Origin of the sequence: Chryseobacterium cucumeris (assembly GCF_016775705.1) — a bacterium.
Lineage (GTDB): Bacteria > Bacteroidota > Bacteroidia > Flavobacteriales > Weeksellaceae > Chryseobacterium > Chryseobacterium cupriresistens.
This window is the reverse complement of record NZ_CP068760.1, coordinates 4387247-4397583: the sequence shown is the minus strand read 5'-3', so window position 1 is coordinate 4397583 and position 10337 is coordinate 4387247. Positions and strand designations below refer to the sequence as shown.

12 protein-coding genes are annotated in these 10337 nt (G+C 37.8%); 3 read left to right on the top strand and 9 right to left on the bottom strand.

Going from position 1 to position 10337, the window contains the following annotated elements; all coding sequences use genetic code 11:
* Positions 1–237 precede the first annotated feature (237 nt).
* The 3 genes from JNG87_RS19630 to JNG87_RS19620 all read right to left on the bottom strand — a co-directional run bounded on the left by JNG87_RS19630 (position 238) and on the right by JNG87_RS19620 (position 2435).
* Positions 238–1053 (bottom strand): ferritin-like domain-containing protein, encoded by an 816-nt coding sequence (locus tag JNG87_RS19630; RefSeq protein WP_137904970.1) that lies wholly within the window; start codon positions 1051–1053, stop codon positions 238–240.
* A gap of 23 nt (positions 1054–1076) precedes the next feature.
* Positions 1077–1787 (bottom strand): ferritin-like domain-containing protein, encoded by a 711-nt coding sequence (locus tag JNG87_RS19625; protein WP_110011587.1) that lies wholly within the window; start codon positions 1785–1787, stop codon positions 1077–1079.
* Positions 1788–1865: 78 nt separating this feature from the next.
* Positions 1866–2435 carry a fasciclin domain-containing protein gene (locus JNG87_RS19620; protein WP_110011588.1) on the bottom strand — a complete coding sequence of 190 codons (570 nt, stop codon included), beginning with the start codon at positions 2433–2435 and terminating at the stop codon, positions 1866–1868.
* A gap of 399 nt (positions 2436–2834) precedes the next feature.
* Here JNG87_RS19620 and JNG87_RS19615 point away from each other — a divergent pair, with 399 nt between their 5' ends.
* Complete coding sequence (locus tag JNG87_RS19615; protein WP_228406587.1) at positions 2835–3344, top strand: RNA polymerase sigma factor; 510 nt, start codon at positions 2835–2837, stop codon at positions 3342–3344.
* A 1-nt stretch (position 3345) separates the two neighbouring features.
* Complete coding sequence (locus JNG87_RS19610; RefSeq protein ID WP_202840554.1) at positions 3346–4170, top strand: anti-sigma factor domain-containing protein; 825 nt, start codon at positions 3346–3348, stop codon at positions 4168–4170.
* 83 nt (positions 4171–4253) lie between these two features.
* Here the strand turns inward: JNG87_RS19610 and JNG87_RS19605 are convergent, their stop codons facing one another.
* From JNG87_RS19605 to JNG87_RS19595, 3 genes are all read right to left on the bottom strand, one after another.
* Positions 4254–5651 (bottom strand): alkaline phosphatase, encoded by a 1398-nt coding sequence (locus JNG87_RS19605; RefSeq protein WP_202840551.1) that lies wholly within the window; start codon positions 5649–5651, stop codon positions 4254–4256.
* A 78-nt stretch (positions 5652–5729) separates the two neighbouring features.
* Positions 5730–6932 (bottom strand): GTP-binding protein, encoded by a 1203-nt coding sequence (locus JNG87_RS19600; RefSeq protein ID WP_202840550.1) that lies wholly within the window; start codon positions 6930–6932, stop codon positions 5730–5732.
* Positions 6933–6935: 3 nt separating this feature from the next.
* Positions 6936–7274, bottom strand: a complete 339-nt coding sequence (locus tag JNG87_RS19595) for a MerC domain-containing protein (RefSeq protein ID WP_202840548.1) — start codon at positions 7272–7274, stop codon at positions 6936–6938.
* Between the two features lie 87 nt (positions 7275–7361).
* Here JNG87_RS19595 and JNG87_RS19590 point away from each other — a divergent pair, with 87 nt between their 5' ends.
* Entirely contained in the window at positions 7362–7751 is a 390-nt protein-coding gene (locus tag JNG87_RS19590) for a Fur family transcriptional regulator (protein WP_110011593.1), read from the top strand.
* A gap of 65 nt (positions 7752–7816) precedes the next feature.
* Here the strand turns inward: JNG87_RS19590 and JNG87_RS19585 are convergent, their stop codons facing one another.
* The 3 genes from JNG87_RS19585 to gcvH all read right to left on the bottom strand — a co-directional run bounded on the left by JNG87_RS19585 (position 7817) and on the right by gcvH (position 10266).
* Positions 7817–8302 (bottom strand): hypothetical protein, encoded by a 486-nt coding sequence (locus JNG87_RS19585; RefSeq protein ID WP_034697952.1) that lies wholly within the window; start codon positions 8300–8302, stop codon positions 7817–7819.
* A gap of 1234 nt (positions 8303–9536) precedes the next feature.
* Positions 9537–9863 carry a VanZ family protein gene (locus tag JNG87_RS19580; RefSeq protein ID WP_317193513.1) on the bottom strand — a complete coding sequence of 109 codons (327 nt, stop codon included), beginning with the start codon at positions 9861–9863 and terminating at the stop codon, positions 9537–9539.
* Between the two features lie 25 nt (positions 9864–9888).
* Entirely contained in the window at positions 9889–10266 is a 378-nt protein-coding gene (gcvH, locus tag JNG87_RS19575; RefSeq protein WP_047098621.1) for a glycine cleavage system protein GcvH, read from the bottom strand.
* Between the last annotated feature and the right edge of the window lie 71 nt (positions 10267–10337).

Genomic DNA, 10337 nt, shown 5'->3' with positions numbered 1-10337 from the left:
AAAGCTATATGTGTATTTATTTTAAATTAGCTTACGTGAATTCTGTATTTATATTGAAATAACGAGCATTATGAAAATAAAAGCACCATAAGTGAATATGGTACTTAAAAGATGAATCGGGATGAATATAAGATATTGATTGTGTGTTTTCTTAAGGCCTGAGGATTGATTTAGAAAAAAGTCCATTCCCTGAAAATACGGAAATGGACTCACCACTTATCATCATCCAAATCACAACTATACTATGAACAGGGAAGCAATGGCTTGTGCATCGCTACCGCTTAAAATTTCGTCGTAGGCTGCAGAACCTGCTGCGGCACCAAATAAAGTTCCGGTATTATAACCTGCCTGGTTGGTATTTTCTTCTCCTGCATAAACCGGATTGGTGGCGGAGGGCATACTTCCTCCGTTGGCAAGCTCAATCCATCCTTTATTCGCTCGCATTCTTCTTACCTGTGAGGCATGTCTGGCTTCAACGGAGTGAATCTGTAACGCTGCCTGCAGAACCACTTTGTTGGACATCACATTTCCTGCCTGCCCTTTGTAAGCTCTCACTCCGGTATCTTCAAAAGCCTGCGCAAGGATAAGAAACTGGTTATAATCTGTAAAAGGCATAAAGTTTCCGCCGGCTGTAAAGTCAAAAATAGGTTTATTTCCGGGAGTTGTTCCTAAAGAAGTCAGTGTACTTTTCAAAAAACTTACATGAGCCGATTCATGCTTCGAAATCTGCATAAAAACAGTTCGGTCTCCATTGGGAATCAGTCCCGGGGTTGACAAACCTATGCTGTAATATTCATTTTCAAGATATTCCAGTACCAGCGCTAGTTGTAAAGCATCTGTAAGTGTACTTTTTAAAGCAGTACCTGTTAATGCTGTTTTGGTAGTTTCTGCTTTGGCAGGAGTGGCCATCATAGCACCCAAACCAAGGGGTACAGCTGCTGTAGCTGCTTTTTTCCCGAATAATGAAATATCAGTAATCGTTTCTAATCTTGATGCTTCCTTGGTGAAAAATTTATCATCAGAAAGTTTATCCAGTAATCTAAGAATATTCATAATGTGAGTTTTTAGGGTGATGTTTAGTTGATTCCTCTTTCTTTCCAGGTAAATGGTGTTTTGATAAATGCTCCGGCAGCCATTACGATATCTTTCGGCTCTTTGGCAAGATCAAGTCCGTTGGCGTCGATCACATCATCTCCTGAAAAATCTGCAGATCCGGGATTGATTAAATTTCTGATGGCAGAAGCATGTCTGGCTTCCACAGAAACTATTTTACCGGCAATAACGAGATAAGCCGGATTGGAAATGTATTTTCCTGCTCCATTGTAAGCTGCAACACCGGTATCTTCCAGTGCCTTTGCTGTAGCCAGTACTGAATTTCTATCATTAAAATTCACATTCGGATACTGGAATTCAAGCTTGGGAAGCACATGATCTGTAGCACCACTAATGGCAACTTTGAAAAAATCCCTGTGAATCACCTCATGATGATAGAGGTCTGTAAAAATCTCTTTTTCAATACTGGAAATTCCTGTATAAAAATTGTTGACCACTTTTGTATAAAAATCTGCTTCAAGCTGTTCCAAAGCATAGGCATAATTTAATACCCCTACATCTCCGGTTCCAAGATCGTACTTTGATTCTTCTATAATCTGGAAGTCATCATCATCATTACATCCGATGATGGTAAGGCCTGCAATAGCCAATCCTACTCCACTTAGTTTTAAAAAGCTTCTTCTGCTGGTATCAAGGGTTGCACCCTGATTAGAAACCTGAATTGTTTTTTTCATAGTATTTATTTTTAGTGTTGGATAAATAAGAGATAAAAACAGCACATTGGAATATGCTGTCTGAAATCTTAGAATTTGTTATGGCATCAATACTGTATCGATTACATGAATCACTCCATTAGACTGGTTCACATCAGCAATCGTTACTTTGGCGCTGTTTCCTTTTGCGTCTTTTATGTAAAGATTTTTACCTTTTGTCCAGAATGTAAGATCTTCACCCTGTACAGTTTTCATCATGCTTTTTCCGTTTCCTGCTTTTACAGCGGCCCATATTTCTTTAGCGCTATATCTTCCCGGAAGAACATGATAGGTTAAAATAGAAGTAAGCATCGCTTTATTTTCAGGTTTTACAAGGTTTTCTACGGTACCTTTCGGAAGTTTGGCAAAGGCTGCATCTGTAGGTGCCAATACTGTAAAAGGTCCCGCACCCTGTAATGTTTCTACCAGGCCGGCAGCTTTTACCGCAGCGACAAGGGTTTTGTGATCCTTTGAGTTGACTGCATTTTCAATAATGTTCTTAGAAGGATACATAGGAGCTCCCCCTACCATTACTGTTTTTTCTTTCATCGTTTGTGCAGTTACCTTCCCACTGAATGCAAATGATAGAGCTACCATTGCTAGAACTGTGATTTTTGATTGTGTGTTCATTGTAGTTATTTTTTTGTTAATTATATTTAATTCGTGCTTTTAATGTCATTTACGAGGTTGGTTTTATTTTAGATTGAAAAAAAAGTAAATTTATTTTAATGTATTGATTTTTAGTTTGTTAATTTTATCCCCGTAGTAATTTTATAATACTTTCGAATTTTAAAAACCGTTTTTTAAACCAATTCTGAGGTACAATAATGATATTCTCAATAGGATTATTCTATAGCTTTATAGGTAGAATTTCTGATATTGAATATTTTTCAATGATTTATATAAAATTGTGTACGAAATAAAAGATGTGTTAGATTTTATTGTCTATGTGTTTTATTTTATTACATTTGGAAAGAAAAAATAAAAGCTATTAAAACAACCTATTCTGAAGAGGAGCTTATCGTTTTATTGAAAGAGAAAAACGAAACTGGTTTTCATTATCTGTATGACCACTATTCCGGTGCGTTGTACGGGATTATTCTTCGGATCGTTCAGTCTAAGGAATATACCGAAGAAGTGATTCAGGATGTTTTTGTTAAAATATGGAATTCTATCCATCAGTATGATGCTTCCAAAGGGAGGTTTTATACCTGGATCATCAATATTGCCAGGAATACAGCCATTGATTATTTAAAATCAAAAGCTTTCCAGAATGAGCTTAAAAACCAAGCACTTCCGGATTTCGTATATAATACTGCAGAGCTTTCAACGACTAACCATTCTTCCGATTATATCGGATTTAACAACGTGCTGGAAGGTCTGGAAACAGATAAACAGGAGCTCATCGACCTTGCTTATTACCAGGGATATACCCAACATGAAATATCAGAAAAACTGAAGATACCGCTGGGAACGGTAAAAACGAAAATGCGGAATGCGCTGATGAAATTAAAGGATTTGCTAAAAGATTATCAATAAATTGAACACTAAAGAATACATATCATCCGGAATTATAGAATCTTATATTCTTGGCCATGCTTCTCCTGAGGAAGCAGGGATTTTGGAGTGTGTGATGAAGAATAATGCTGAAGTAAAAGAAGCTTTTGAAGAAGCACAGAAGACTTTGGAACATCTTGCTACAGCTCAGGCTGTAATACCTCCAAGTGATTTGAAATCGAAGATCTGGAACAAAATTCAGCAGGAACAGGTTGTTGAAGAAATAACTCCTGCTCTTCCGGCAGTTCTTCCTGAAGTAAAAAAAGAAACAGAAAATACTACAGAAAGAAATGATTTCAGGAAAAATACACCCTGGAAAACATATGCCATAGCAGCTTCTGTATTGTTCCTCGTAAGTGTTGCAGGAAATGTATTCTGGATGAACAACCAGTCTGCCAGTCAAAAAGAAATAGCTTTAATGATAGCTGATAAAAAGCAGAAGGATCAGGCTATGGAAAAAATGAACCGAAAGATGGATATGATTTCCAATCCCGATATACAGATGGTTATGCTGAAGGGCGTAGAGAAGCACACAGACGCCAAAGCAATGGTTTTCTGGGATAAAAAAACAAAAGAAGTCTATCTGAATGCGGAAAAACTTCCTAAAGCTCCCGAAGGAATGCAGTATCAGCTTTGGGCCATAGAAGATGGAAAACCGGTAAATGCCGGAATGTACACTGAAGATAAAGACAGCAAAATTGCTTTGGCCAATATTCCCAAAGCGCAGGCTTTTGCCATTACACTTGAAAAAGCAGGTGGAAGTAATGTTCCTACTATGGAAAATATGTTTGTAATGGGGGAAATCTAAACCCCTGTTGATACAAAACAAGGCGGACACAATCAATCCGCCTCGTATCTCCCAAATAATTAAATATGAAAAAATATGAATGTCTAAACCAGACAGGCCTTCAGCATCAGATCGTGAAGGTCTGTATTTTTAATAAACGGCTGTAAAAGTTCATTTCCGGGGCCGTAAGCAGCGACTTCCACGTAATCTCCGGAATGATCCATGCTGATCCATCCTACGGAATTTCTGCTTTTCTGAATTTCTGAATACAGTTTAAAAGGCAGTTTCTTGTAATTATAAAGTCCCGCTTCCTCTTTTTCAAGACCGTTGTAGAAACTTAGCATATGCTTAGCTTCATCGTCACTCAGAGTAATCTTGTTGCTCTCATAAATCCAGTCTTTAATGTCTTTTACCGAATCATCTTTGTTAATCTTGTTCAGAATATATTCATTGGTGTATTTGTATTCTGAAATGCTGTTAAAATGCGTAGTAGCCTCTGCTCCGTAAATAGTTCCCGGATTAGCATTTCCATGGTCTGTAGTGATGATGACTAAAGTATTTCCGTCTTTTTCGGCAAAATCCATAACTGTTTTTACCGCTTCATCAAATGCGAGCTGATCATGGATGAGTGCCGCTACGTCATTGGCATGGGCAGACCAGTCTACTTTTCCGGCCTCGATCTGAAGGACAAAACCTTCGGGATGATCTTTCATCTGACGGATAGCAGTACCGGCCATTTCAGCAAGAGTGGGTGTATTTTTATATTCCGGAAGATGAGCTCTGTCGATGCTGTAAGGCAATGCCCCTGTATTGAAAATGCCTAGCAGTTTCTCCCCTTCTTTGATTTCTTTCAAATCATTTTGTGTTTTCAGAATTCTGTATCCTTTTTTGCTGTAAACAGAATAGAGGTCTTTTTTGTCTTCTCTTTTGGAGGGATTAAAAAATTCGTCTCCACCACCTAGCAGCACATCGAGTTCAAGCTCGGCGTACATTTCAGCAATTTGAGGTTCAGCATTTCTTTTCGAAGAATTTACACAGAATCCGGCAGGAGTAGCATGAGTAATGGTTACAGTAGTCACGCAGCCTGCTTTTTTTCCTGCTTTTTTATATTGCTGCCATATCGGAAGATGTTTCTCTCCATTAGCTCCGATGTTTAAAACTCCGTTTTTCACTCTGATTCCTCCTCCAAAGGCCGAACTTGCGGCAGCAGAATCTGTCACAACAGAACTTGCTGAAGCGGTGTCCATCAAAGCACGGGTTACCTTTTTATCATGATACAGATTAAGCCAGTTACTTCCTTTTCCTAAAATATTCCGTGAATACAGATCTGCCATCGAAAGCGTTCCAAGGCTCATCCCGTCACTGATCATAAAAATAATATTCTTAGCTTTTCCTTTCCGGTGCAGTTCGGTATTCTTCCCGAAGCTCCAGAGATCAGATGGCGATAAGGTTAATAATCCTGAAAGTATTGCAGATCCTTTTAGAAATTTTCTTCTGTCCATATTGTTTTTGAAATAATGCCGAAAGTTATTATATTTAATTCTTTATCGTAACTTTGTTGCATTAATTAAAAGTTAATTTTAAATATTCTTTGGGAACGGATCCTCGAAACTTCGTTTCTTATCGAATTGTTCCTTTTCTTTTTCATTAATAAGACATTGCTGAAGATCTGCCAGCATCTGATCTTTGTCCAGATTCTGCCCGATAAACACCAGTTCATTGATCCTGTCACCCCAGTTTTTATCCCATCTGCTTTCTATAAACTTCTGATTGTCTGAAAATGATGAATACTGAATCCTGTGGCTCATCGGCATGCTGCACCACCAGACTCCTGCTTTTTCGAGCCTGAAAGAACCTCCTGCCTGAGAGAAATTCAATGCATCATCAGGTCTTGAAGCCAGCCAGAACAGACCTTTTGCTCTGATGGTTCCTTCCGGATAATGATGATTCAGATATTCCCAGAGTCTTATGGGATGGAAGGGCTTTTTATCTCTGAAAACCAGTGAACTTATTCCATATTCTTCAGTTTCCGGGGTGTGATGATCAGCCTGTAACTCTTTTTGCCAGCCAGCGGATGACTGTGCTTTTTCGAAATCAAAAAGCTGTGTATTCAAAATCTTTTGAGGATCAATTTTTCCAAACTCTGATTGTAAAAGGGTCGCCTCCGGATTTAACTTCCTGATTGCTGCTTTTAAAAAGCCAAGTGTCTCAGTATTGATAAGATCTGTTTTGTTTAAAATAATCACGTTGGCAAATTCAATCTGATCGGTCAGAAGATTAACAATCGTTCTGTAGTCGCCTTCCATATCAGTAAGATCGCGGTCCATCAGTAGTTCATTAGATCCAAAATCTTTCATGAAATTAAAACAATCTACAACCGTTACCATTGTATCTACATAACTGAAACGGGAAAGATCTATTCCGCTCTCTTCATCAATATAAGTAAAGGTTTGAGCTACAGGAATCGGTTCACTGATTCCCGTACTTTCGATAAGGAGATAATCAAAACGGTTTTCACTGGCAAGACGTTCTACTTCTACCATAAGATCTTCACGAAGTGTACAGCAGATGCATCCGTTACTCATTTCAACAAGCTTTTCTTCTGTTCTTGAAAGCGTGTTTTGATTTTCAACCAGGCGTGCGTCGATATTAATTTCGCTCATATCGTTCACTATCACAGCTACTTTCAAACCTTGTTTGTTGTGTAGAATATGATTCAATAATGTCGTTTTACCCGCTCCCAGAAAGCCGCTGAGTACCGTTACAGGAAGTTTCTTAGTCATGTTTTAATGTTTATGATTTTTAAAATTGATGATATGACCTGTAATCAAACCGACAGCTCCGATATAGATCAGAGGAAGATGAACTTCAAACAGAAAATCTGTCAATATAGAAATGAAAATAAGGCTTAATGATATCCAGAACTGAAACTTCAGCCACCGGTTTTCCATTTTCTTTGTTATTCTCAATACCACAACGGTTCCTATAAAAAGGAAAACCAGGTCAATATAAGGATTATGGGAGATTCCCAATGGAACAATTAATAGCAGTGGAAAGACAATACAATGAATCAGGCATAAAACAGCAGCGGAGATTCCTACAGCATCAAGAATTTTTGATTTCATAATAGTATGGATTAATTTTTCTTATCGTAACTTTGTTGCAAAAGTAGAAATAAAAATTCAAATAACGCAACTTTGTTGCATTAAAATATGAAACAGGTCAGAAATACTCACGCCAAAACTGAAATTTTAAACCTTATTAATAGTTCGGATGTTGCCCTTACCCATTCTGATATTCAGAAGAAACTTGGAGATCTGTGCAACAGAGTAACCATCTACAGGGTTCTGGAAAGGCTTGAAAACGAAGGTGCGATACACAAGATCGTCAATATTGATGGTGTAGTGAATTTTGCAAAGTGCAGTGGAAAATGTACCCATGAACAGCATTTTCATAATCATGTTCATTTCAACTGTAAGGAATGTCATTCCGTTACGTGTATTGAAAATGCTATTCCGGAAATCAGTCTGCCGGAACATTTTATTGCACAGGAATATAATTTTATTATCAGCGGGATATGCCCGAAATGTGCTGATGCCTGAAAAAGAAAAAGGCAGAAAAGCGAATATGCTGATCTGCCTTTTGTTGTACTGAAATATAAATTCTGTTATAAAGAAGAAATATAGACTTCTATCTTGGTACCATCATAATTGAAGGTTCCGTCAGAATTCTTTTTGCCCAATACCCATTTCATATCCACAGGTACTGTCCATGCCGATCCTAATGAAAATCCGTTCACAGATCTGATTTCATTTCCGTTTCCTGTAGTAATTGCTGAGTGAAAGAATGTTTTATCAATAAGCCTGTAAAAACCAATGGCCTTCCCTGCCGGAATGGGTGTGTATCCGTCCCATTTTTCTCCAGCAGGATAATTGAATAAGGTTAACCATTTTTGTCCTGCAGATTCGGCAAGCTGAGTAGGACTTATCCTGGCACCACGCATATACAATGCATAGGCAACCACATCATGACATACTCCACTGTTGTATTTCGAAATATTCTCTTCCCCAGAGAGAATGGAATGAGCAACGGGTGCTCTTTCAGATAGGGATAGCTGAGCCTTCCTGGCTCCTTCTGGTGTTATAAATGACATATTGTAATATTTTGTTTGGTGACGTAAAGATACGGCTTTAAAATTTAATCACTTATGTTAGAAAATATTTTAAGTTTTGGCTCCTATGTTTGCAAAAGAATAAATTTACATACAAAGCAAAAGGGGTGAGAGAACAGTTTTGGCTAAATAACTCAGGAAGTATATTGTGCTTTAGAAATGTCCTCACTTCTTAAAAAACAAAATAATTTTTTTTAACAAAAATTTTACATTAAAGGATTTTTTATTTATAAAGACCAGAAAGGCAGGGGAAAAATTTATAAATTTTTGTTTGGAAAGTCGGGGGGGGGGGGAGAGCGTGGGAGCGTGGGAGTGTTTGAGGGGGAGAGAGGTATAATTCGGGGTGCGGGATGCGAGGGTTTGAGGTGTGGAAGGATTAAATAGGGTATATATTATATAGTAGAGACCAGACTATAAGCTTTCTTCGATTAAGCTCACGATTATAGTCCGCTCCTATTGATGGAAGATTATATATTATATAATGAAGGGAGATTGTTGTTTTTTATGTATGGGGATGATCATTGCCCACAGATCTCGCAGATTTACACAGATAAGAGGGGCCTGCTTTATTGTATACATTTATATTATAATAGAATGGGAAGGATGGAAATGCTAAAGAGTATATTTATATATTATATAGAGTAATAAGGTTTAGCTCCTACACCCGTAATTAATTACAATGCTTCGGTTCAGCTCAGTATGACATGGCTAATACTAACGGCTAAAAGGCCTTAGACATTATATTGGCATTTTGCTTCTTTTAAGACTCTCGTAAAGAAGTTGGGATTCCTGAGGAATAACACAAGGGGAATAGAGATTGATACTCAATAACCAGTTTCCATAGAAATCAGCAATATGAAAATTAAAACCAATATTCCTTTTCTACCTAAAAACCCGAAACTCGCAACACAATAACCCGAACCTCATCATTCATCATTCACCACTTATCATTAACGACTCCTACCCTAGCCCTGATAGTAATGGTTACACCGCAGCTTGCTTCGGAGGGTGGGTGGTTTTTTGGTGGGGGGACCCTTCGGCTTCGCTCAGGGTGACAGCGTGGGAAAGCCTCGGCGCGAGGAGTATGAATGGATAGCAGGAAATAGCTCCTGAAAAAAGTTCGAGAGTTGGAAAGTTGGAGGATGAAAAAGCTTAAATGTACTGGTGAAGAGAGAATAAAAAATGGATATAAAATCGTGATGATTTGAAAGGCGTGTTAAAAGAAACGCTTGATTAATAACTTATAGGTATAATATCCTAATAAGCATCCAATGGTATCTGCTACGATATCTAAAGTTTCCATCGATCTTCCCAGTCCCATTTCTTCCTGCAGGATTTCTGTAAGGAAAGCATAAATAAGGATGATCTGGACAAAGTATGAGAATTTTATTTTGGGAAAAGCAGCAATGAAAGAGAAACCCAGTGCTGCGAATATGCTTACATGCAAAACCTTGTCGATACCGCTGAACATGAACCAATATTCATGGTTTTCTTCTCCCGGCTTGAGAAGCATATAAGTAAGAAATGCCCAATAAATGGGCAGTATCTTACTAAATATTTTTGAAATCTTATCCAATGATCGCTTTGTAATCATCTGCAGAAAGTAACTCTGACTGATCTGCTCCATCAGCAATTTCCAATTTGATGATCCATCCGTCTCCATAAGGATCTGTATTTAACAGTTCAGGCTGATCTTCTAATTCTGAATTAAACTCGATAACTTTTCCTGAAATAGGTAAGAACAGGTCTGAAACAGTTTTTACTGCTTCTACACTTCCGAAAACGTCTCCTCCATTAAGATCATCATCTACAGTATCTACATCAACGTAAACGATATCTCCAAGTTCTCCCTGTGCGAAGTCTGTAATACCGATTGTAGCAACGTTACCTTCGATCTTGATCCATTCGTGATCTTTCGTGTACTTTAATTCTGATGGTGTGTTCATTTTTAAATTTTTATTTTGTACAAATGTATTCAAAAATATAGTAGCTTCAAATATTGGATATAAAAAAAGTC

Bases quoted from the DNA above. Each gene is read 5' to 3' on its own strand.
- JNG87_RS19595 (WP_202840548.1), bottom strand. From the start codon at position 7,274: ATGAAATCAAAAATTCTTGATGCTGTAGGAATCTCCGCTGCTGTTTTA.
- gcvH (WP_047098621.1), bottom strand. From the start codon at position 10,266: ATGAACACACCATCAGAATTAAAGTACACGAAAGATCACGAATGGATC.
- JNG87_RS19620 (WP_110011588.1), bottom strand. From the start codon at position 2,435: ATGAACACACAATCAAAAATCACAGTTCTAGCAATGGTAGCTCTATCA.
- JNG87_RS19625 (WP_110011587.1), bottom strand. From the start codon at position 1,787: ATGAAAAAAACAATTCAGGTTTCTAATCAGGGTGCAACCCTTGATACC.
- JNG87_RS19585 (WP_034697952.1), bottom strand. From the start codon at position 8,302: ATGTCATTTATAACACCAGAAGGAGCCAGGAAGGCTCAGCTATCCCTA.
- JNG87_RS19605 (WP_202840551.1), bottom strand. From the start codon at position 5,651: ATGGACAGAAGAAAATTTCTAAAAGGATCTGCAATACTTTCAGGATTA.
- JNG87_RS19590 (WP_110011593.1), top strand. From the start codon at position 7,362: ATGAAACAGGTCAGAAATACTCACGCCAAAACTGAAATTTTAAACCTT.
- JNG87_RS19630 (WP_137904970.1), bottom strand. From the start codon at position 1,053: ATGAATATTCTTAGATTACTGGATAAACTTTCTGATGATAAATTTTTC.
- JNG87_RS19600 (WP_202840550.1), bottom strand. From the start codon at position 6,932: ATGACTAAGAAACTTCCTGTAACGGTACTCAGCGGCTTTCTGGGAGCG.